Source organism: Streptomyces sp. MUM 203J (assembly GCF_022414595.1).
Classification (GTDB): Bacteria; Actinomycetota; Actinomycetes; order Streptomycetales; family Streptomycetaceae; genus Streptomyces.
In genome coordinates, this window is the sequence record NZ_JADWYO010000014.1 from 1 (window position 1) to 21,478 (window position 21,478).

The 21,478-nt window shown below is 72.9% G+C and carries 21 protein-coding genes; 9 read left to right on the plus strand and 12 right to left on the minus strand.

Going from position 1 to position 21,478, the window contains the following annotated elements; translation table 11 throughout:
* Positions 1-989, minus strand: a 989-nt coding sequence (locus tag I3F58_RS10425; RefSeq protein WP_240108024.1) for a serine/threonine-protein kinase, incomplete at its 3' end; no start/stop codon positions are given.
* Positions 990-1,081: 92 nt separating this feature from the next.
* The gene (locus I3F58_RS10430) at positions 1,082-2,392 is read right to left on the minus strand and encodes an aldolase/citrate lyase family protein (protein WP_240108025.1); all 1,311 of its coding nucleotides are present in this window, start codon (positions 2,390-2,392) and stop codon (positions 1,082-1,084) included.
* 222 nt (positions 2,393-2,614) lie between these two features.
* Here I3F58_RS10430 and I3F58_RS10435 point away from each other — a divergent pair, with 222 nt between their 5' ends.
* Positions 2,615-2,815 carry a hypothetical protein gene (locus tag I3F58_RS10435; protein ID WP_240108026.1) on the plus strand — a complete coding sequence of 67 codons (201 nt, stop codon included), beginning with the start codon at positions 2,615-2,617 and terminating at the stop codon, positions 2,813-2,815.
* Positions 2,816-2,882: 67 nt separating this feature from the next.
* Here the strand turns inward: I3F58_RS10435 and I3F58_RS10440 are convergent, their stop codons facing one another.
* The 4 genes from I3F58_RS10440 to I3F58_RS29765 form a co-directional block, all read right to left on the minus strand.
* Complete coding sequence (locus I3F58_RS10440) at positions 2,883-3,857, minus strand: electron transfer flavoprotein subunit alpha/FixB family protein (RefSeq protein ID WP_240108027.1); 975 nt, start codon at positions 3,855-3,857, stop codon at positions 2,883-2,885.
* A 55-nt stretch (positions 3,858-3,912) separates the two neighbouring features.
* The gene (locus I3F58_RS10445) at positions 3,913-4,698 is read right to left on the minus strand and encodes an electron transfer flavoprotein subunit beta/FixA family protein (protein WP_240108028.1); all 786 of its coding nucleotides are present in this window, start codon (positions 4,696-4,698) and stop codon (positions 3,913-3,915) included.
* Between the two features lie 201 nt (positions 4,699-4,899).
* Positions 4,900-5,427 carry a flavin reductase family protein gene (locus I3F58_RS10450; protein ID WP_240108029.1) on the minus strand — a complete coding sequence of 176 codons (528 nt, stop codon included), beginning with the start codon at positions 5,425-5,427 and terminating at the stop codon, positions 4,900-4,902.
* Between the two features lie 52 nt (positions 5,428-5,479).
* Positions 5,480-5,560 (minus strand): putative leader peptide, encoded by an 81-nt coding sequence (locus I3F58_RS29765; RefSeq protein ID WP_374207947.1) that lies wholly within the window; start codon positions 5,558-5,560, stop codon positions 5,480-5,482.
* Positions 5,561-5,821: 261 nt separating this feature from the next.
* Here I3F58_RS29765 and I3F58_RS10455 point away from each other — a divergent pair, with 261 nt between their 5' ends.
* A complete protein-coding gene (locus tag I3F58_RS10455) occupies positions 5,822-6,544 on the plus strand; it encodes a 1-acyl-sn-glycerol-3-phosphate acyltransferase (protein ID WP_240108030.1) in 723 nt (240 codons plus the stop codon).
* Positions 6,545-6,556: 12 nt separating this feature from the next.
* Here the strand turns inward: I3F58_RS10455 and I3F58_RS10460 are convergent, their stop codons facing one another.
* From I3F58_RS10460 to I3F58_RS10475, 4 genes are all read right to left on the minus strand, one after another.
* Positions 6,557-7,249 (minus strand): B3/4 domain-containing protein, encoded by a 693-nt coding sequence (locus I3F58_RS10460; RefSeq protein WP_240108113.1) that lies wholly within the window; start codon positions 7,247-7,249, stop codon positions 6,557-6,559.
* Between the two features lie 109 nt (positions 7,250-7,358).
* On the minus strand, positions 7,359-8,429 hold the full coding sequence (locus I3F58_RS10465; RefSeq protein ID WP_374207948.1) for a low specificity L-threonine aldolase: 1,071 nt from the start codon (positions 8,427-8,429) through the stop codon (positions 7,359-7,361).
* Between the two features lie 32 nt (positions 8,430-8,461).
* Positions 8,462-9,226: an SDR family NAD(P)-dependent oxidoreductase gene (locus I3F58_RS10470; protein ID WP_240108031.1), complete on the minus strand. Its 765-nt coding sequence runs from the start codon at positions 9,224-9,226 to the stop codon at positions 8,462-8,464.
* Positions 9,227-9,297: 71 nt separating this feature from the next.
* On the minus strand, positions 9,298-10,695 hold the full coding sequence (locus I3F58_RS10475) for a DUF6421 family protein (RefSeq protein WP_240108032.1): 1,398 nt from the start codon (positions 10,693-10,695) through the stop codon (positions 9,298-9,300).
* 288 nt (positions 10,696-10,983) lie between these two features.
* On the opposite strand from I3F58_RS10475, the gene I3F58_RS10480 reads away from it, so the two are divergent.
* On the plus strand, positions 10,984-13,602 hold the full coding sequence (locus tag I3F58_RS10480; RefSeq protein ID WP_240108033.1) for an ATP-dependent Clp protease ATP-binding subunit: 2,619 nt from the start codon (positions 10,984-10,986) through the stop codon (positions 13,600-13,602).
* Between the two features lie 19 nt (positions 13,603-13,621).
* Here I3F58_RS10480 and I3F58_RS10485 read toward each other — a convergent pair whose 3' ends face one another.
* Positions 13,622-14,191, minus strand: a complete 570-nt coding sequence (locus I3F58_RS10485) for a GNAT family N-acetyltransferase (protein ID WP_240108034.1) — start codon at positions 14,189-14,191, stop codon at positions 13,622-13,624.
* A 154-nt stretch (positions 14,192-14,345) separates the two neighbouring features.
* Here I3F58_RS10485 and I3F58_RS10490 point away from each other — a divergent pair, with 154 nt between their 5' ends.
* The 4 genes from I3F58_RS10490 (at position 14,346) to I3F58_RS10505 (ending at position 17,430) form a co-directional block, all read left to right on the plus strand.
* On the plus strand, positions 14,346-14,900 hold the full coding sequence (locus I3F58_RS10490; RefSeq protein WP_240108035.1) for a DUF5134 domain-containing protein: 555 nt from the start codon (positions 14,346-14,348) through the stop codon (positions 14,898-14,900).
* Between the two features lie 90 nt (positions 14,901-14,990).
* Complete coding sequence (locus I3F58_RS10495) at positions 14,991-15,926, plus strand: M56 family metallopeptidase (protein ID WP_240108036.1); 936 nt, start codon at positions 14,991-14,993, stop codon at positions 15,924-15,926.
* Between the two features lie 36 nt (positions 15,927-15,962).
* Positions 15,963-16,658 carry a phosphatase PAP2 family protein gene (locus I3F58_RS10500; protein ID WP_240108037.1) on the plus strand — a complete coding sequence of 232 codons (696 nt, stop codon included), beginning with the start codon at positions 15,963-15,965 and terminating at the stop codon, positions 16,656-16,658.
* 133 nt (positions 16,659-16,791) lie between these two features.
* Positions 16,792-17,430 (plus strand): TetR/AcrR family transcriptional regulator, encoded by a 639-nt coding sequence (locus tag I3F58_RS10505; RefSeq protein WP_240108038.1) that lies wholly within the window; start codon positions 16,792-16,794, stop codon positions 17,428-17,430.
* Between the two features lie 4 nt (positions 17,431-17,434).
* On the opposite strand, the gene I3F58_RS10510 is transcribed toward I3F58_RS10505, so the two are convergent.
* Complete coding sequence (locus tag I3F58_RS10510; protein WP_240108039.1) at positions 17,435-18,952, minus strand: LVIVD repeat-containing protein; 1,518 nt, start codon at positions 18,950-18,952, stop codon at positions 17,435-17,437.
* 160 nt (positions 18,953-19,112) lie between these two features.
* Here I3F58_RS10510 and I3F58_RS10515 point away from each other — a divergent pair, with 160 nt between their 5' ends.
* Positions 19,113-19,820, plus strand: a complete 708-nt coding sequence (locus I3F58_RS10515; RefSeq protein WP_374207944.1) for a DUF305 domain-containing protein — start codon at positions 19,113-19,115, stop codon at positions 19,818-19,820.
* A 147-nt stretch (positions 19,821-19,967) separates the two neighbouring features.
* Positions 19,968-21,380, plus strand: coding sequence for an FAD-dependent oxidoreductase (locus I3F58_RS10520; RefSeq protein ID WP_240108040.1), 1,413 nt, complete (start codon positions 19,968-19,970; stop codon positions 21,378-21,380).
* Positions 21,381-21,478: the final 98 nt, after the last annotated feature.

Below are 21,478 nucleotides of genomic sequence, written 5' to 3' on the forward strand. Positions count from 1 at the left end.
GGGCCGCCCGGCTCGAAGCCCCCCGGCGGGGCCTGCGCAGGCCCGAAGCCCTGTGGCGGCTCCGGGGCCGGGACCGGCGCGGGCGCCGCGCCCGCCGGGTCGGCGGCACCGTCGGCGAGGGCCTTCAGGAGCCGGGCGGCGGACCGGGCGTCGGGGCGCTGTGCCGGGTCCTTGTGCATCAGCAGCCGGAGCACGGGCGCGAGCGGACCGGCCCGCTGCGGCTCCGGCAGCGGGTCGGACACGATCGCGGTCAGCGTCGACCAGGCCGACGTACGGCGGAACGGGGAGCCGCCCTCCACGGCCGTGTACAGGGTGGCCCCCACCGCCCACACGTCGGAGGCGGGCCCGGGCCGGTGCCCCTGGGCCCGCTCGGGTGCCAGGTAGTCGAGCGAGCCGACGAGTTCACCGCTTCGGGTGAGGTGGGTGGCGCCGCCGTCGCCGGGGTCCTCCATGGCGGCGATGCCGAAGTCGGTGAGAACGACGCGGCCGGTCGGGGGTTCCCCTGCTCGAGCGGAGCCGGGAGCTCGGGGAAGGTCCAGCAGGATGTTGCCGGGCTTGACGTCCCGGTGCAGGACACCGGCCTCATGGGCGGCGGCCAGCGCCTCCAGCACCTCGGCGCCGATCCGGGCGGCCTCGTGCGGGTCCACGAGGCCGCGTTCCGTCTGGACGTCCGCGAGGGACGGCCCGTCGACCAGCTCCATGACGATGACGGGCCGCCCCTGGTGGTCCGCGATGTCGTGGACCGCGACGACCCCGGGGTGCCGGACGCGGGCGGCGGCCCTGGCCTCCCGCCGCATCCGCAGCCGCAGCTCGTCGAGTTCGGGACCCGACGCGTCCGCGTAGGTACGCAGTTCCTTGACGGCCACCTCGCGGCCCAGGACCTCGTCGACGGCCCGCCACACGACGCCCATGCCACCGCGCCCCAGCTGCCGGACGGGCCGGTACCGCCCCGCGATCAGCCCGTACGGTTCGTGCTCCCCCGATGACACCGCTGCCCCGTTCCTCTGTGGTCCCTCTGCGCCGGCGCGTCGAACGCCTCCACATTACGGGGCGGCGGTGACCCGCCGACGGAGGTGTCGGGCTACTGGGCGCCGGCCGTCAGGTCGCCGCGCCGGGGGGCGGCGAATCCGTCTAGGTCGGCGCGGGTGAGCCCGGTGAGGCGGTCGACCTCGGCGGTGTCGAGGGCGCCGCAGTCGAGGCCGCGCAGCAGGTAGGAGCTGAGGGCCTTGGCGGTGGCGGGCTCGTCCATCACGTCGCCGCCGGCCTGGTTGGCGTACGCCGAGAGACGGGCGGCTGCCTGCTCGTAGCCCTCGCGGTAGAAGGCGAAGACGGCGGCGTACCGGGTGGGGAGGTGGCCCGGGTGCATGTCCCAGCCCTGGTAGTAGGCGCGGGCAAGGGCGCGGCGGGTGAGTCCGTAGTGGAGCCGCCAGGCGTCGTGGACCTTCTCGGTGGGGCCGACCGGGAGGACGTTGGTCGAGCCGTCGGACACCCGTACTCCGGTGCCCGCCGCCGCGACCTGCATGATCGCCTTGGCGTGGTCGGCGGCGGGGTGGTCGCTGGCCTGGTAGGCGGCGGAGACGCCGAGGCAGGCGCTGTAGTCGAAGGTGCCGTAGTGGAGGCCGGTGGCGCGGCCCTCCGCGGCGTCGATCATGCGGGCGACGGTGGCGGTTCCGTCGGCGGCGAGGATGGCCTGGCTGGTCTCGATCTGGATCTCGAAGCCGATCCGGCCGGGCGCCAGACCGCGCGCCTTCTCGAACTCCTCCAGAAGCCGCGCCATCGCGGTGACCTGCTGGGGGTACGTGACCTTCGGCAGCGTCAGGACGAGCCCGTCCGGCAGCCCGCCGCCCTCCATGAGGCCGGTGAGGAAGACGTCGAGGGTCCGGATGCCCCGGTCCCGGACGGCGGCCTCCATGCACTTCATGCGGATGCCCGTGTACGGGGCGGCGGTGCCGTTCTCGTACGCCTGGGCGATCAGCCGGGCGGCGCGGGCGGCGTCCCGGTCCTCCTCGTCGTCCGTCCGGCCGCCGTAGCCGTCCTCGAAGTCGACGCGCAGATCCTCGACGGGCTCGCGCTCCAGCTTGGCCCGTACGCGCGCGTAGACGGGCTCCGCGAGCTCCTCGGACAGGCCGAGGACGGCGCCGAGGGAGGCGGCGTCGGGGGCGTGCTCGTCGAGCGCGGCGAGGGCGCGGTCGCCCCAGCTGCGGACGGTGCCGGCGGCGAAGGCCTCGCCGGGGACGTACACCGTGTGGACGGGCTGGCGGGTGCCGGGGTCGCCGGGGTAGCGGCGGGCGAGTTCGGCGTCCACCGGGGCGAGGGAGGCACTGACACCCTTGCTGACCGCGCCGGCGAGGCTGGTCGCCACATGCTCCTGCTGCCGGTCCTGCTGACCCATTCCCGCACCCTCCACACCAGACTGTTTCCGCTTCACGGAATCCTTCATCCGCATGGTGAAGTTATCCGGGTCGACGGAGACCCGTCAATGGTGTCTCACGGCGGCGCACCAGCGGGCGAGGCCCTCCGCGCGCCCGCCCCGTCGGCGGCGGTGTCCGGAAACCGCCCGCCCATGAGAGCCTCGCGCGACACTCGGACCGATCCCACGACGGAAGGACTCGATGTGCAGTTCCTGCTGGAAGTCACGGTGGACGACGAGGCGACGGCCGAGCAGACCGCGGGCGAGCTGGGGCGCATCCTGCGCTACTGGGGCGGCAATCTGCACCACTACGCACTGAAGCCGGGCGACGGGTCGGCCGTCCACGACTCGGAGTACCGCGAGGTGGGGCGGTGGCGGATCCTCGCGGACGAGGGCGCGGCCTGACGCGGAACGGCCGGGGCCGCGTGGTGCAGGTGCACCACGCGGCCCCGGCCGTGTACGGGCGAGAGGGTCAGCCCTTGCGGCTGCGGACCTCTTCGGTGAGCTGCGGGACGACCTCGAACAGGTCACCGACCACGCCGTAGTCGACCAGCTCGAAGATCGGGGCCTCGGCGTCCTTGTTGACGGCCACGATGGTCTTCGAGGTCTGCATACCGGCACGGTGCTGGATCGCACCGGAGATGCCGGCGGCGATGTACAGCTGCGGCGAGACCGACTTGCCGGTCTGACCGACCTGGCTGGTGTGCGGGTACCAGCCGGCGTCGACGGCGGCGCGCGAGGCACCCACGGCGGCACCGAGCGAGTCGGCCAGCGCCTCGATGATCGCGAAGTTCTCCGCGCCGTTGACGCCGCGGCCGCCGGAGACCACGATCGCGGCCTCGGTCAGCTCGGGGCGGCCGCTCGACTCACGCGCGGTGCGGGAGACGACCTTGGTGCCGGTGGCCTTCTCGGAGAAGGAGACGGACAGGGCCTCGACGGCGCCCGCCGCCGGGGCGGCCTCCACGGGGGCCGAGTTCGGCTTGACGGTGATGACCGGGGTGCCCTTGGAGACGCGGGACTTGGTGGTGAACGCGGCGGCGAACACGGACTGCGTCGCGACCGGGCCCTCGTCACCGGCCTCCAGGTCGATGGCGTCGGTGATGATGCCGGAGCCGATGCGCAGCGCGAGGCGGGCCGCGATCTCCTTGCCCTCGGCGGAGGACGGCACCAGCACGGCGGCCGGGGAGCCCGCGGCGGACACCGACTCGTACGCGGCCTGGAGCGCGTCCACCTTCGGGACGACCAGGTAGTCCGCGAACTCGGCGGCGTCGGCGGTCAGGACCTTGACCGCACCGTGCTCGGCGAGCGTGGCGGCGGTGGCCTCGGCACCGGAGCCGAGAGCGACGGCGACCGGCTCACCGATGCGGCGGGCCAGAGTCAGCAGCTCCAGGGTGGGCTTGCGGACCGCGCCGTCCACGTGGTCGACATAGACGAGAACTTCAGCCATGGGACTTCTTCTCTCCTGCTTACGAAGTGTGAGGGGGCAGTGGGTGGCCGAAGCCTCAGATGAACTTCTGGCCCGCGAGGAACTCCGCGAGCTGCTTGCCGCCCTCGCCCTCGTCCTTGACGATCGTTCCGGCCGTACGGGCCGGGCGCTCCGCAGCGGAGTCCACCGTGGTGTAGGAGCCCTCGAGGCCGACCTCGTCGGCGTCGATGTCCAGGTCGTCCAGGTCCAGGGACTCCACCGGCTTCTTCTTGGCGGCCATGATGCCCTTGAAGGACGGGTAGCGGGCCTCGCCCGACTGGTCCGTCACGGACACGACGGCCGGGAGGGATGCCTCCAGCTGCTCGGTGGCGGCGTCGCCGTCGCGGCGGCCCTTGACGGTGCCGTCCTCGACGGAGACCTCGGACAGGAGGGTGACCTGCGGGACGCCCAGGCGCTCGGAGAGCAGCGCCGGAAGGACCCCCATGGTGCCGTCGGTGGAGGCCATACCGCAGACGACCAGGTCGTAGCCGGTCTTCTCGATGGCCTTGGCGAGCACCAGGGAGGTGCCCATGACGTCGGTGCCGTGCAGGTCGTCGTCCTCGACGTGGACGGCCTTGTCGGCGCCCATGGACAGCGCCTTGCGCAGGGCGTCCTTGGCGTCCTCGGGGCCCACCGTGAGGACGGTGATCTCCGCGTCGTCGGCCTCGTCGGCGATCTGAAGCGCCTGCTCGACCGCGTACTCGTCCAGCTCCGACAGCAGGCCGTCGACGTCGTCGCGGTCGACGGTCAGGTCATCGGCGAAGTGCCGGTCGCCGGTGGCGTCGGGCACGTACTTCACACAGACAACGATCCTCAAGCTCACGCCGGCTCTCCTACTGCATCGTCATTACCGAGCTGCCTTGTTGCACGCAGCATAGGCGCCTTATGGGGCGGATTCCGCTCGGGGCGGCGGGCGCCCCGCAACGAAATATTACTCGCCAGTACACCGGGCTCCCTCCCGGTAAGCAAGCGCTTTGCACTGTGACCTTGGCAACGCTGAGTAACCAGGATTCCCGGGGATTCCTCAGCCGCGCAACGCGTTGAAGCGCCCGTGGTGGTAGAGCAGCGGCCGACCGCCGCCCGCCTCCGGATCGCCCGCGACCACCTCCGCCACGACGATCCGGTGGTCGCCCGCGGGGATGCGCGCCACCACCCGCCCGACCAGCCACGCGAGGGTGCCCTCCAGGACGGGGACGCCCTCGGGCCCCCGGCGCCAGCGGGTCGGCGCGGCGAACCGGTCGGCGCCGCTCCGGGCGAAGGTGGCGGCCAGCTCCTCCTGGTGCTCACCGAGTATGTGCACGCCGACATGCCCGGCCGCGGAGACCACGGGCCAGCTCGACGAGGCCGTGCCGATGCCGAACGAGACGAGCGGCGGCTCGGCGGAGACGGAGGTGAGGGAGGTGGCGGTGAAGCCCACGGGCCTGTCGGCGTGGGCGGGGTCCCCGGCGGCGGTGATCACGGCGACACCGGCGGCATGCCGCCGGAACGTGGAGCGCAGGAGATCGGAACCGGCGAGGGCCGGTGCGGCGCCGAGGGGAGAGGTGACCGTCATGGAGTTGTCCTTCTGCGGGGCGCTGGCGCGCGTGCGGGTGGTCCGTGGCTGCTCAGACACCCGGACAGAGCGCGCTCGCGTTACGGGCGAGGTCGACGTGGACGCGCCCGAAGAGAAGGAGTTCGTACGGCACGGGCGTCAGCTTCTCGACGGGCGGCGCGCGTCGTCAAGGGCGTACGGGAAGATGGGACGAGCGTCACGGCCGGTCGCCCGCCCTCACTGCCTGTGCCCGCGTGACGTGACAAGTATCTCGCCGGGTTTCCCCTGCTCCGCCCCCATCCGGGCTGGCCTGTTCCCGGCGCATGGGGCACGATCGGGCGCATGCCGTTACCTACGGCCGCGTAACTTCGCCGGGAGAAGCCTCCCCAGGCATGGAAGAAGGGTGTTCTCCCCGATGGCAGAACTCGTCTATCGGCCGGTCATCGGCGCCGCGCTCACGATGTTCAAGGCGCTCGACCTGAAGATCGACGTGCAGGGTTCGGAGAACATCCCGCGCAAGGGCGGGGCGGTCCTGGTCAGCAACCACATCAGCTACCTGGACTTCATCTTCTCGGGTCTCGCGGCCCGGCCGCAGAAGCGCCTGGTGCGGTTCATGGCGAAGGACTCGGTGTTCCGCCACAAGATCTCCGGCCCGCTGATGCGGGGCATGAAGCACATCCCCGTGGACCGCACCCAGGGCGAGGCCGCGTACCGGCACGCCCTGGACTCGCTGCGCGCGGGCGAGGTCATCGGCGTGTTCCCGGAGGCGACGATCTCGCAGTCGTTCACCCTCAAGAGCTTCAAGTCGGGCGCCGCCCGGCTGGCCCAGGAGGCCGGGGTCCCGCTGATCCCGGTTGCCCTGTGGGGTACGCAGCGGCTGTGGACCAAGGGCCGCCCCCGCAATCTGAAGCGCAGCCACATCCCGGTGACGATCCGGGTGGGCGAGCCGGTGGAGGCGCCGTCCGACCAGTACGCGGGCGCGATCACCCGGCGGCTTCGGGAGCGGGTCCAGGAGCTGCTGGAGGCCGCCCAGCGGGCGTATCCGGTACGGCCCCGGGACGCGGCCGACACCTGGTGGATCCCCGCCCATCTGGGCGGCACGGCCCCGACACCGGCACAGGTGCGCGAAGCGCAGTAACGTCCCGCCGGGTCAGGCCACCGGGTGGACCGTCACGCTCGCGCCCGGGCTCAGCTTCTCCAGGGACCCGGCCAGTTCGGCGCCCGCCGCCTCCAGGGCCATACGGGTCATGGGGGCGAGGCACTCCAGGAGGAACAGCGCGTTCACGGACTCCTCCGTGAGCCGGGTGCGCACGCCCTGGCGCCAGTTCCAGCGGCGGCAGGTCACGCCCTCGTCGTCGCGCCAGACGACCTCGCCCGCGTCCGGGTGCTCGACGGTCCCGGCGCCGCCCGCGGCGGTCGGGAACGGCTCGTCACCAGTGGCCCGCACCAGCCGCATGCCGCCCCGGATGCGGTCGGCGTCCTCGCCGCCGACGGGGACGAGGTGCGCGACGCTCACCGCGTTGTACGCGTCGACCAGCCGGTTGATGCGCGGCAGCCCGCCGTCCGCGAGGGCCCGCCGGGCGAGCGCCTCGGCGGAGTTGCGGGTGCGCGACGGCTTGGCACCGAACGCGGTGTAGGCGGCACGCCAGGCCGCGATGTGCGGGTCGTCCTGCGGAGCGCGGCCGTCCAGGCGCTCGGCGAGGCGGCGGGCGGCGTCGTCCAGCAGGGCGGCACTGGCCTCGTCGCTGGGACCGTTGACGAGCCCGCGCGCCTCGACGGCGAGATGCGTGAAGCCGGGGACGAGGGCGCGTACGTCCTCGTGGACGGTGAGTGTGGGGAACATCGGAATCACGAGGTTCAGCGTACAGGACCCCGCGATTCACTTCACTGAACCCTGGTGGGCATGACCGGACCTCCCCGCCCGGCGGGGCGGGGAGGTCCGGGACCACGGCCTACCGGGCCGTCTCCTCCTTGAGCGCCTGGACGAAGGCGTCCACGTCCTCCTCCGTCGTGTCGAAGGAGCACATCCAGCGGACGTCGCCCGCCGCCTCGTCCCAGAAGTAGAAGCGGAACCGCTCCTGGAGGCGCAGGGTCACGTCGTGCGGCAGCCGGGCGAAGACCGCGTTGGCCTGCACCGGGTACAGGATCTCCACGCCGTCCACGGTCCGGACGCCGTCCGCGAGGCGCTGGGCCATCGCGTTGGCGTGCCGGGCGCTGCGCAGCCACAGGTCCTTCGCGAGCAGCGCCTCGAACTGCACCGACAGGAAGCGCATCTTGGACGCGAGCTGCATCGACATCTTGCGGATGTGCTTCATCCGGCGGCCGGCCTCGGGGTTGAGGGCGACGATCGCCTCACCGAAGAGCAGCCCGTTCTTGGTGCCGCCGAGGGTCACGATGTCGACGCCCAGCGCGTTGGTGAAGGTCCGCATGGGGACGTCCAGCGTCGCCGCGGCGTTGGCCAGACGGGCGCCGTCGACGTGCACCTTCATGCCGAGGCCGTGGGCGTGCTCGACGACGGCCCGTATCTCGTCCGGGGTGTAGACCGTGCCGAGTTCGGTGTTCTGGGCGATCGAGACGACCTGCGGCATGGCCCGGTGCTCGTCCTCCCAGCCCCAGGCCTGCCGGTCGATCAGCTCGGGAGTGAGCTTGCCGTCCGGGGTGGGCACGGTGAGCAGCTTGAGACCGGCCATGCGTTCGGGCGCGCCGCCCTCGTCGACGTTGATGTGCGCGGTCTCGGCGCAGATCACGGCGCCCCAGCGGTCGGTCAGGGCCTGGAGGGCGGTGACGTTGGCACCGGTGCCGTTGAACACCGGGAACGTCTCGGCGGTGGAGCCGAAGTGACTGTGCATCACCCGCTGGAGGTGGTCGGTGTACTCGTCCTCGCCGTAGGAGATCTGGTGGCCTCCGTTGGCGAGGGCGATGGCCGCGAGGACCTCGGGGTGGACTCCGGCGTAGTTGTCGCTGGCGAAGCCCCGTACCGACGGGTCGTGGTGGCGACGGGCGTCGGTACGGGCGGGCGCCACCAGGTTCACGGCGGCCGGGTTCACGGCCGGGTTCACGGCTTGGGGGTCAGCCACAGGCGCTGTCCATTCACTTCCTGGGCGGGCTGCTCCCAGACGCCGACGATGGCGTCGGCCAGGTCCTTGACGTCGGTGAAGCCCGCGAACTTCGCATTCGGGCGCTCGGCGCGCATAGCGTCGTGCACCAGTGCCTTGATCACCAGGATGGCAGCAGCCGACTTCGGGCCTTCCTCGCCCCCCGCCTTGCGGAAGGAGTCCCCGAGGGCGAGGGTCCACGCCTCGGCGGCGGCCTTGGCCGCGGCGTAGGAGGCGTTGCCCTCGGTCGGCTTGGCCGCGCCGGACTGGCTGACCAGGACGAACCGGCCGCGGTCACTGCGCTTGAGCGCCTCGTGGAAGGCGAGCGAGGTGTGCTGGACGGTGCGGATCAGCAGCTTCTCCAGCAGGGCCCAGTCCGCGAGGTCGTTGTCCGCGAAGGTGGCGCTGCCGCGCCAGCCTCCGACGAGGTGGACCAGCCCGTCGATCCGGCCGAACTCCTTCTCCGTCTTCTCCGCCCACGCGCGGGTGGCGTCGGGGTCGAGGAGGTCGACGGTGTCGCCGATGACGGTGGCGCCGCCGTGGGCGTACCGGGCGGCGTCGACGGCCTCGGCCAGGCGTTCCGGGTCGGCGTCGGCGGCGACGACGGTCGCCCCCGCCTCCGCGAGCCGCAGCAGGGCCGCGCGGCCCGCCGGGCCCGCCGCTCCGGCGACCGCGACGACGGCGCCTTCCAGGGGCCCGCCGTTCCCGTTGCCGTTCTTGGTCATGTCGTTCGTCTCCTCCGTGCCGGACGCGTCTGGCGTTTCCGCCCCTGCTGCCTCACCCGTCGGGCCGTCGCTCACGCGGCGGCCTTCTCGACGTCGGCGGCGGTGATCCCCTTGGTGGAGGCGATCACGGACTTCATCTTCTTCGAAAGAGCCTCGAAGAACATGCTGAGCGGAAACTCGTCCGGAAGCACGTCGTCGACGAGCTTGCGGGGCTGCTGGGTGAGGTCCAGGGCGTCGGGCCCCTTGGCCCAGCGGGAGCCGGGGTGCGGGGAGAGGTAGGTGGAGACGAGGTCGTACGCGGCGAACCAGTGGACCAGCTTGGGGCGGTCGATGCCGTCGCGGTAGAGCTTCTCGATCTCGGCGCACAGCTGGTTGGTGACCTCGGGGGCCCGCTTCCAGTCGATGTGCAGGGTGTTGTCGGTCCAGCGCACCACGTCACGCTTGTGGAGGTACGCGAAGAGCAGCTGGCCGCCGAGCCCGTCGTAGTTGCGGACCCGGTCGCCGGTGAGCGGGAAGCGGAACATGCGGTCGAACAGCACGGCGTACTGGACGTCGCGGCCGACCGGGTTGCCCTCGGCCTCCAGCCTGACGGCCTCCTTGAAGGCGGTCAGGTCACAGCGCAGCTCCTCCAGGCCGTACATCCAGAACGGCTGCCGCTGCTTGATCATGAACGGGTCGAAGGGCAGGTCGCCGTGGCTGTGGGTGCGGTCGTGGACCATGTCCCACAGGACGAAGGCCTGCTGGCAGCGCCGCTGGTCGGCGAGCATGTCCCTGATGTCGTCGGGCAGCTCGACGCCCAGGATGCCGACGGCGGCCTCGGTGACCCGGCGGAAACGGGCGGCCTCGCGGTCGCAGAAGATGCCGCCCCAGGTGAAGCGCTCGGGGGCCTCGCGGACGGCGACGGTCTCCGGGAAGAGGACGGCCGAGTTGGTGTCGTAGCCGGAGGTGAAGTCCTCGAAGGTGATGCCGCAGAACAGCGGGTTGTCGTAGCGGGCGGCCTCCAGCTCGGAGAGCCACTCGGGCCAGACCATGCGGAGCACGACGGCTTCCAGATTGCGGTCCGGGTTGCCGTTCTGGGTGTACATCGGGAACACGACCAGGTGCTGGCGCCCGTCGACGCGCTCGGCGGCGGGGTGGAACTCCATGAGGGAGTCCAGGAAGTCGGGGACGGCGTAGCCGCCCTCGGCCCACTTGCGGAGATCGGCGACGAGGGCGCGGTGGTAGGCGGTGCCGTGCGGGAGCAGCGGGGAGAGCTGCTCGACGGCGGCGACGACCCGGTCGAGCGCGGTGTCGGCGTCCGCGCGGGCCGGGGCGTTCTCGGCGTCGAAGGCGATGGAGCCGTCCGCTGACTGCCAGACGCGGATCTCCTCCACGGCATTCTTGAGCGCGGCCCACGCCGGGTGGTCGACCACCCGAGTGTCGGTGGCCACGCCGCCACCGGCAACGTCCTGCACAAGAATTTCCGTCATCTCACTTCCTCCACGGGAGAACCTCGCGTCAAAGCACCGTATCCATGCGCGCTTCTCCACCACAAGGGGGTTCGATGAAAATTATCCTGCGCGACCCCTATGGTCACCGCTGATTTTCCTGCACGCCTCCCGTTCCACGGGTGTTGCCGGGGTCTGATGCCACCCGGGGTGTAACCCGGAGGTGCCGGGGAACCCGCCGGCTGGTGTTCGGCGGCTTCCGCAGGAATCCTGGACGGACAGGAATGAACAGGGACGGACTGGGCTAACTGGGACGGACGGTACGAACAGATGAGCAGCGGCTACCTCGGACCCGAGGGCTTCGGCCCCGACCCGTTCAGCGAGTTTCTGGCCCGCCTCTTCGGAGGCGCCCCGGCCGCCTCCGCGGCCCGCCGCGGGCCGCGGTACAGCGACATCGCCCGGATGATGAGCGAACCCACCCGCCGCATGGTCGACGAGGCCGCCTCGTACGCCTCCGAGCACGGCAGCACGGACCTGGAGACCGAGCACCTGCTGCGCGCCGCGCTCGACACCGAGCCGATCCGCGACCTCGTCGTCCGGGCGGGCGCCGACCCCGACGCGCTGGCCGCCGAGATCGACCGCACCGCGGGCGAAGGCCCGCCGCAGTCCCGTATCGCCGTCACTCCCGCCGTCAAGCGCGCCCTGCTCGACGCCCACGACCTGGCCCGGCACATCGGCGCCTCCTACATCGGCCCCGAGCACGTCCTTGCCGCCCTCGCCGCGAACCCCGACTCGGCGGCCGGGCGCATCCTGCGGGCCGCCCGGTTCGACCCGGGCTCGGTGCCGGGACCCTCGGCCGGGGCGGCGCCACAGCGCGGCGGCGGACCGTCCGGCGGCTGGGAGAACACCGCGGCCGACCACCGCCCCGCCCCCCAGACCGGCACACCCACCCTCGACCGGTTCGGCCGGAACCTCACCGACCTGGCCCGTTCGGGACGGATCGACCCCGTCATCGGCCGCGAGCAGGAGATCGAGCAGACCGTCGAAGTGCTGTCCCGGCGCGGCAAGAACAATCCCGTGCTGATCGGTGACGCCGGCGTCGGCAAGACGGCGATCGTGGAGGGCCTCGCCCAGCGCATCGCGGACGGCGACGTGCCCGACTCCCTGCTGGGCCGCCGGGTCGTCGCGCTCGACATGACGGGCGTCGTGGCCGGCACCCGCTACCGGGGCGACTTCGAGGAGCGGATGACCGGCATCATCGACGAGGTGCGGGCCCACTCCGATGAACTGGTGGTCTTCATCGACGAGCTGCACACCGTGGTGGGCGCCGGGGGCGGCGGAGGCGGCGGCGAGGGCGGCTCGATGGACGCGGGCAACATCCTCAAGCCCGTGCTCGCCCGCGGCGAGATGCACGTCATCGGCGCCACCACGCTGGAGGAGTACCGCCGCTACATCGATAAGGACGCCGCGCTCGCGCGCCGCTTCCAGCCCGTGCTCGTCCCCGAACCCGGCCCCGAGGACGCCCTGGAGATCCTGCGCGGGCTGCGCGACCGGTACGAGGCCCACCACCAGGTCCGCTACGCCGAGGAGGCACTGCGCGCGGCCGTCGAACTGTCCGACCGCTATCTCACCGAGCGGTTCCTGCCCGACAAGGCCATCGACCTGATCGACCAGGCCGGTGCCCGCGTGCGGCTGCGCGCCCATGCCCAGCCCACCGACCTGCGGGCCCTGGAGCGGCAGGTGGAGCAGCTCGTCCGCGACAAGGACCAGGCCGTGGCGGCCGAGCAGTACGAGCGGGCCACCGAGCTGCGCGACCGCGTCCAGGAGGTGGAGTCCCGGATCAGGGCCAGCCGGAGCGAGCCGCAGTCGGCGGACGCCCACGACCCGGTCCTGGAAGTCACCGCCGAGGACATCGCGCAGGTCGTCAGCCGCCAGACCGGCATCCCGGTCAGCCGCCTCACCCAGGAGGAGAAGGACCGCCTGCTCGGCCTGGAGCAGCATCTCAAGGAGCGGGTCATCGGCCAGGACGAGGCCGTCTCGGCCGTCTCCGAGGCGGTGCTGCGCTCCCGGGCAGGGCTCGCCGACCCCAGACGGCCCATCGGCAGCTTCCTGTTCCTCGGCCCCACCGGCGTCGGCAAGACCGAGCTGGCCCGCGCCCTCGCGGACGCCCTGTTCGGCAGCGACGAGCGGATGGTCCGCCTGGACATGAGCGAGTTCCAGGAGCGGCACACCGTCAGCCGCCTGGTCGGCGCGCCCCCCGGCTATGTGGGCCACGAGGAGGCCGGCCAGCTCACGGAGGCGGTACGCCGCCACCCGTACTCGCTGCTGCTCCTCGACGAGGTGGAGAAGGCCCACCCGGACGTCTTCAACATCCTGCTCCAGGTGCTCGACGACGGCCGTCTGACCGACTCCCAGGGCCGCACGGTGGACTTCAAGAACACGGTCGTCGTGATGACCAGCAACCTCGGGGCCGACGCCATCGGCACCGGCCGCGGCGTCCTCGGCTTCGGCTCCGCCGAGACCGGCGCCGACGGCGACGCCCGGCGGGAGCGTGCGCTGCGCCCGCTGCGCGAGCACTTCCGGCCCGAGTTCCTCAACCGGATCGACGAGGTGGTGCTCTTCCACCGGCTGGAGGGCGCGGAACTGCGGCAGATCACGGACCTGCTGCTGGAGGAGACCCGGCGCCGGCTGCGCGCCCAGGACGTGACGGTGGACTTCACCCCGGAGGCCGTCGACTGGCTGGCCCGTCGCGGCTACCAGCCGGAGTACGGCGCCCGCCCGCTGCGCCGCACCATCCAGCGCGAGGTCGACAACGAGCTGTCCCGGCTGCTGCTGGACGGGCGGCTGCGGGAGGGCGGTTCGGTGACCGTCGGGGTGGCGGACGGCCGCCTGGACTTCCGCACGGACCCGTTCCGCCAGGAGCCCCTGCGGGCGGAGCCCCCGGCCTAGCCCGTCTCCGCGTGACGGCTCACCGGTCACTCACCGGACCCAATGCGAGGTCCTTCACCAACAGCTCGAAGCACAGGTCGTCGCGGCGAGGCAGCCCGAACCGCTCGTCGCCGTACGGAAACGGGGTCGTCCGGCCGGTGCGGCGGTAGCCGCGCCGCTCGTACCAGGCGATCAGCTCCTCTCGCACGGAGATCACCGTCATGTGCATCTCGCGCACGCCCCACCCGGCGCGCGCGAGGCGCTCGGCCTCCGCCAGGACCCGCCGCCCGAGGCCGCCGCCCTGGAGCCCGGGACGCACCGCGAACATCCCGAAGTAGGCCGCGTCACCGCGGTGTTCGAGCTGGCAGCAGGCGACGAGCGCACCGTCACGCTCGACCACGAGGAGCCGGGAGCCGGGGGTGGTGATGACCGCGAGGACCCCGTCGGGGTCGGTGCGCTGCCCGTCGAGGATGTCGGCCTCGGTGGTCCACCCGGAACGGCTGGAGTCGCCCCGGTACGCCGACTCGACAAGGGCGACGAGCGCGGGAACGTCCGCCTCCACCGCGTCGCGGTACGTCGGCTCTCCGGTCCTCTGAACTGCGGTGTCCATCGTGTGCGGTCTCCCCTCGGCAAGCTGTCCCGGGATGGTCGTCCCGGTCGACGAGCCTAGCGCGCCCCCCTTGTACGTCCCTGCGCTCGCGTGCGCCCCATGGCTCGCGGGCATCGTCCCAGGGGCCGGTCCCGTCTCGGGGAGGGGGCACGCGGTGGCGAGCTGGCTGCTGGTGGCGCTGTGCGCGGCGACCGGGGCGTACTGCCTGGTGCGGAGGGCCCGGATGCGGCGGCGGGGAGCGGTGCGGGAACGGCGGGAGGCCGCGAGCGAGGCGGTGATGGCCTTCGGGATGGCCACGATGGGGGTCCCGGCCGCGGTGTTCGCGCCTCCGGAGTGGGTGTGGACGGTGTACGCGGCGGTGTTCGGCACGGCGGCGGCGCGGGTGCTGTGGGAGATCCGGGACGGTCGCCGGCATCTGCACCACCTGGTGGGGTGCCTGGCCATGGTGTACATGGCGGTGCCGTCGGCGGGCGCCGCCGCCGGCACGCACGGGCCGCACGGGGCGCATGCGGGTGGGGGGCTTCCGCTGGTGACGGGCGCGCTGCTGGCGTACTACGCGGGGTGGGTGCTGTGGTCGGGGACGCGGACGGTGCCGGTCGGTGTGGCGATCCCCCGGGGGACCGGGACGGTGCTGGACGGCCCTGAACTCCCGTTCGGATGCCGGATGGTGATGGCGACGGCCATGCTGGCGATGCTGTTCACGCTGTGACGTGCGGCGGGCACGGCCCAAACCGTGGTGTGCGTCACTTCGCGGTCCGCGGCGCTCCGCCGGGCGGCCCGCCGCTCATAGGCTGGCGCCATGCTGCTCTCCTTCGCGCTGCTGATGTTCGGCGTCGTGGCCGCCGTGACGGCTCCGCGCCTGCTGGCACGGGCCGACTGGCCCGAGCGCGAGCCGATCGTGGCGCTCTGGGTGTGGCAGTGCGTCGTCGCCTCGGTGCTGCTGAGCTTCGCCCTGGCGATGACGTTCAGCGCATCGGCCGCGTGGCAGCGCGTGCGGGGGCAGGTCTTCGCCCCGGCGCCGAGCGCGGTCGTGGAGGCCTACGCCCTGGTGGACCACACGCCCTGGTCGGCGGCGCTGGCCGTGCTGCTGGCCTGCGGCGGGCTGTGGACCGGGGCCATGCTGACCCTGGTGGTACGCAGGGCGCGGGCGCGGCGCCGCCGTCGGCGGGCCGAACTGCTCGTGCGTGCACCGCTGCTGCCGGGCGAGGAGCCGGAGGCGGGACCGCTGGCGCTGCTGGAGGGCGACCGCCCGGGGGCGTGGTGGCTGCCGGGCCCCACGCCCCGGCTGGTGATCACCACGGCGGCGCTGCGCCGGCTGAAGGGGCGTCAGCTGGACGCGGTGCTGGCCCATGAGGAGGGCCACGCGCGCGCCCGGCACGACTGGCTGCTGCACTGTGCCGCCGCGCTCGCGGAGGGGTTCCCGCGCGTTCCGGTGTTCGCAGCGTTCCGGGACGAGATGCACCGGCTGGTGGAGCTGGCGGCGGACGACGCGGCGTCGAAGCGGCACGGGCGACTGACGACGGCGCTGGCGCTGGTGGGGCTGAACGAGGACCGCGGGGTGTTCGGTCCCTGCCCGACGCCGGGCGCGGAGCTGCCGCTGCGGGTGAACCGGCTGCTGGCGAACCGTCCGAGGCTCACCCCGGGCCGTCGCCTCAGGCTGACGGCCACCGCAGCCCTCGTGCCGGCTGTGCCGCTGCTGGTGGCGCTCGCCCCGGGGCTGAGCGCGCTGCGCTGACGGGACTGGACCGGTTCGGCTGCGAGGATGGCGCCCATGGCGACCTCACCGTCCTCGCGCGCATCCGTCGTCACTTCCGTCACCCGCGCCCCGTGGGCCGCCGCGCGGTCCGTGGTCTGGTGGACCGGCGGGGCGTCCCTGGCCCTGCTGGCGCCGGTGGTGGTGGGGTGGGGGCCGCTGACGGCCCTGGACCGGTGGGTGGCCGAGGCCACGCATGCGTCGGCGGTGGAGTCCCCCTGGCTGGTACGGGTCAGTCTGCTGCTGACCGACTGGCTGTGGGACCCGTGGGCGATGCGTCTGCTCGCCGCCCTCGCGGTGGTCGCGCTGTGGCGGCGCGGGCAGCGGTGGGTGGCGGGCCGCGTGGCAGGGGTGAGCGCGCTGGCGCTGGTGGTGCAGCAGGGGCTGAAGGCGGCGGTGGGCCGGGACCGGCCCCGCTGGGCGGACCCGGTGGACGGCGCCGCGTTCGCGGCGTTCCCGTCGGGCCATGCACTGACGGCGGCGGTCACCTGCGGACTGCTGTGGTGGGCGGCGACGGCGGTGGGCCGGGCTCCGGGGCGCGCGGCGGCCTCCGGCTGGGCCGTGGTGGCGGGCGTCTCGGTGCTGGGCGTGGGGCTGACCCGCGTGTATCTGGGGGTGCACTGGGCATCGGACGTGGTCGGCGGCTGGCTGCTGGGCCTGTGTCTGGCGGCGGCAGCGGCGGCGCGTCCCGTACGGGTGGTCCGGCGGCCGTGAGGACCCGCACCCCGGACCGGACGATCCCCCGCGTCGCCCGGTCCGGAGGCACGCCGAGACCGGCGGCGCTCCGCCTGCCGACCTGGACACCCCGAGTATATTGGCTGGGAGCCAGTCAACGCAGGAGTTCAGCATGTCCCCGCGGAGCCCGTCGGTCAATGAGGAACTCCGGCGCCGTTCCCGGGAACGGCTGCTTCAGGCGACGGTCGAGCTGGTGGCCGAACGCGGGTACGAGGCGACGACCCTCGGGGACATCGCGGAGCGGGCCGGTTCGGCTCGCGGGCTGGTCTCGTACTACTTCCCCGGCAAGCGGCAGCTGCTGCAGTCGGCGGTCCACCGGCTCATGCACCGCACACTGGAGGACGCCCTGGAGCGGGAGCCGCGCACGGACGACGGCCGGGAGCGGCTGGCACGGGCGATCGACGCGATCCTGGGACTCGCGGTGGCTCAGCCGGTGCTGATGCGGACGCACATGGCGGGGATCCTCCAGGCTGAGGGGTTCGTGCGGTGCGCCGAGCAGCAGCGGCTGGCGGCGCTGCTGCGGGACACGGTGGTGCGGTACGGCTCGCGGGACGTGGACACGGACTACCCGCTGCTGCGGGCGCTGCTGATGGGCGCGGTGTTCGCGGTCCTGCTGCCGGGGGCGCCGATGCCGGTGACCCGGCTGCGGGCGGAGCTGTTCCAGCGGTACGGGCTGGACTGGGAGCGCGGTTTCCCGCCGGACGCGGGACCGGAGGACCGGTCGCCGTCCGGCGGGTCGGCTCACAGGTGACGGGTCACGGCCGGTGCCGGCGGTCGAAGTAGTCGGGCTGGGTCTGGACGTTCAGTTCGTCCATCCGGATCCGCTCGGCCGGGTCGGTGCGGCGGTCCTCGATCCTCAGGACGTCGAGTCCCTTGCGGATGTCGTTCGAGTAGATGTGGCCGTTGTAGTAGTACGCGGACCAGGAGCCGCCGACGGAGAGCGTGTCGGCGCTGAGCGGGCCGCGCTCGAAGTAGCCGATCTCCTCGGCGCGGGTGGAGTCGGTGAAGTCGAACACGGAGACGCCGCCCTGGTACCAGGCCTGGACCATGAGGTCGCGGCCCTTGACGGGGATCAGGGAGCCGTTGTGCGCGACGCAGTTCTCGGTGTCGCCCTGGTGGCGGTCGATCTTGTAGTAGCCGCGGAAGACGAGCTTGCGCCTGTCACCCTTGCCGGTGATGTCGTAGAAGCCGTCGGCGCCTCGGTGGGGACCGACCCGCTCGTTGCAGGTGGCACCGCCCCCGCCGCCCAGCTCGTCGGTGAAGACGACCTTGTCAGCCTTCCTGCTGAAGGTCGCGGAGTGCCAGAAGGCGAAGTTGGTGTTGTCCTGGACCTGGTCGATCACCCTGGGGTGCTCGGGGTCCTCGATGGAGAACAGGATGCCGTCGCCCATGCAGGCGCCGGCCGCCAGGTTCCTGGACGGCAGCACGGTGATGTCGTGGCAGCCGGTCGTCTTGGAGACGCCCGGGTTGGCCGGCGAGCCGGGGTTGCCGCCGCCGTCGGGGCCCTCGCCGGGAAAGAGCACCGGGAATCCGACGACCCGGGCCTTCTCGGGTGCGTTGCGCGGCACCTTGATGACGGAGATGCCGTCGTGCGGCGGACGGCAGTCGGGGAAGGCGGCGCTGGGCGAGTACGAGGCGACGTACACGTACACGTTCGCGCGCTGCGGCACGAGCGTGTGCGTGTGGGAGCCGCAGGCGGTCTCGACGGAGGCGACGTACCGCGGATTGCGGATGTCGCTGATGTCGAACACCTTGATCCCCTCCCAGGACGACTTCTCGGTCGCGGGCTGGGAGGTGCTCTGGCAGGAGTCGTCGCTGCGGGACGAGTCGGTGGACAGGAAGAGCAGGTCCCCGGAGACCGAGATGTCGTTCTGGGAGCCGGGGCAGAGAACCCGGGCGACCGCCTCGGGCTTCGACGGCCTGCCGATGTCGAAGATCTGGAAGCCGTCGTAGTTTCCGGCGAACAGGTACCTGCCCTGGAAGGCCAGGTCGGAGTTGATGCCCTTGATGGTCGTCAACGGGATGTTGGCGACGTGCTTGATGTTGTCGCTGTGAACGATCTCGTCCACATCGGGAATGTCCCCGCGCGCGATGGCGGCCCGGGTGTCCTCCCTCTGGCGCTCCGATGCCGCGCCGCCGCCGGACGGCGTGTCCCCGGGGCCGGGGACGGCGGCGGCTGTTCCCGTGGCGAGCAGGGCGGCGATGAGGCCTGCCGCTGCGGTGGTCACGAGCAGGCGTCTGCGACGCGGTCGAGTGGTACGCGACAGGGCCATGTGCGTCCTCCCTTGAGGGTCGTCGACCACGGCAGTATGGGCCCGGGCATGGACATCTCAACAGATGGCTACAGAGTGGGAGGGGCGCCGGCGGGCGCCACCGTACGGAAGCACGCCAGGACCGACTCCCTGTACACAACTGACCCGGGAGGTCGCCGTGTTGACCCGCAGCAGACACCGCAGTGAGCCCGTTCGCCCCGCCCCGCTGCCGGTGGCCCTCGCCGCCGCGCTGGCCCTGACGGGCGTGTTCGTCCTCTCCGCCTGTGACCCCGGTACCGCCGGGAGCGGGGGGAAGCCGCAGGCCACGGCCGGGGCCGAGGTGGGGGTGCTGGCCCCGGGCAGGCCGGGTGAGCCCGCCCGGACACTGTCACCGGAGGAGGCCGCCACCGCGGTACCCGAGGACGCGCCGAACGCGGCGGACGTGTCGTACACGACGATGATGATCGTCCACCACGAACAGGCACTGCGGATGACGGCACTGGTCCCGGACCGGGTGCGTTCGGAGCAGGTGAGGGCCCTGGCGGCGCGGATCGAGGCGGCGCAGGGACCGGAGATCGCAGCGATGCGGGCTTGGCTGAAAACGAGTCGCGGCGAGGAGGGCCACGGCGGCGGACGCCACGGCGAGCAACACGACGACCACTCGGGGATGCCGGGCATGGCCACCGAGGAGCAGCTCGCGAAGCTGGAGCGGTCCCGGGGCGAGGCGTTCGACGACCTCTTCCTGAAACTGATGATCACCCACCACGAGGGGGCGGTCACCATGGCGTCGGAGGTGCTGGGCGAGGGACGGAACATCCGCGTCCAGGAGATGGCGAACGACGTGATCGCCCAGCAGACCGCGGAGATCCACCGGATGCGCGGGATGTGACCCCGGCACCGCCCGCGACCGCGGGCCGCCTCCCCGCTCGCCGGCGGACCGTCCCCGCCGACGCGCCGCTGACACGCTGGCGTTGAGCGGCCTCCCCCCGCGCGGCGGCCGGTGGGATGCTGGAACCCTCCCCGGGAAGGAGCGCGCATGCTTCGTGTCGCCGTGGTCGGTTCCGGCCCCAGCGGGGTCTACACCGCCCAGTCGCTGGTCGAGCAGACCGCGGTGCCGGACGTGCGGGTGCACGTCCTGGACCGGCTGCCGTGCCCGTACGGGCTGGTCCGCTACGGGGTGGCGCCGGACCACGAGAAGATCAAGTCACTGCAGAACAACCTGCGGGCCGTGCTCGAGCACGAGCGGGTCCGCTTCATCGGGAACGTGCCGGTGGGCGAGGGCGCGCTGACACCCGCGCGGCTGCTGGAGCTTTACCACGCCGTCGTGTACTGCGTGGGCGCCGCGCGGGACCGCAGGCTGGGCATCCCGGGGGAGGACCTGACGGGCAGCTGCTCCGCCACCGACTTCGTCGCCTGGTACAGCGCTCACCCGGACGCCTGGGCGCGCCGCTTCGCACTGGACACGGTCCGGTCGGCCGTGGTCGTCGGCGCGGGCAACGTCGCGGTGGACGTGACCCGGATCCTGGCCAGGGCCCCGGAGGAGCTGCGGCCGACCGACGTGCCCGCGGCGGCGCTGGAGGCATTGGCGGCGAGCACGGTACGGGAGGTGCACATGGTGGCCCGGCGGGGGCCGTCGCAGGGCCGGTTCACCACCAAGGAGCTGCGGGAGCTGGGCACGCTGCCGTCGGCGGGCGTCGCGCTGACCGAGGCCGACCTGGCGCTGGACCCCGCGTACGGGGACCCGACGGGCCTCCCGGCGGTGAACCGCCGGAACGTGGAGGTGATCCGCGGCTGGGCGACGTCCTCCGGCGCGGAACAGGGTGCAGGCACCCGGGACCCCGGCGGGGGGCACGCCCCCGGAGCGGAGCCGGATCCCGGCACGGGACGGGTGATCCGGCTGCGGTTCTTCCTCCGGCCCGTGGAGATCCTCGGCGCGGGCGGCCGGGTGGCGGGCGTGCGTTTCGAGCGGACCTTGCCGGACGGGGCGGGCGGGGTACGGGGCACCGGGACGTACGAGGAGATCGCGGCCGGCCTGGTGCTGCGGGCGGTCGGCTACCGTGGCGCGCCCCCGGAGGGCCTGCCGTCCGACCCGGCACGGGGCACCGTGCCGCATGCCGCCGGGCGGGTGCTGCGGGGCGGAACGCCGTCGCCGGGCGAGTACGTCGCGGGGTGGATCAAGCGCGGCCCCTCGGGGGTCATCGGTACGAACCGGCCCTGCGCCAAGGAGACGGCCGCGTCCGTCCTGGCGGACGCCCACCTGCTGGCTCGCCGGGCCGTCGCCCCGGACCCGCTGGACGCGATGCGCTCCTGGGGTCTGCGGCCGGTGGAGTGGCCCGGGTGGCTCGCCATCGAGCGGGCGGAGGCCGCGTTGGGGCGGGCGCTCGGACGGGACCGGGTGAAGATCCCGGACTGGGAGGGGCTGCTGGCGGCTGCGGGGAGTTCCGCCTGAGCGGGGACTCTGCCTGAGGCAGGGCTCCGCCCGAGGTGTCAGGGGGCGGGGCGCCCGGTCGCGGAGAGAACGGGCCGGTGTCGGTGGGCGGGTGCACA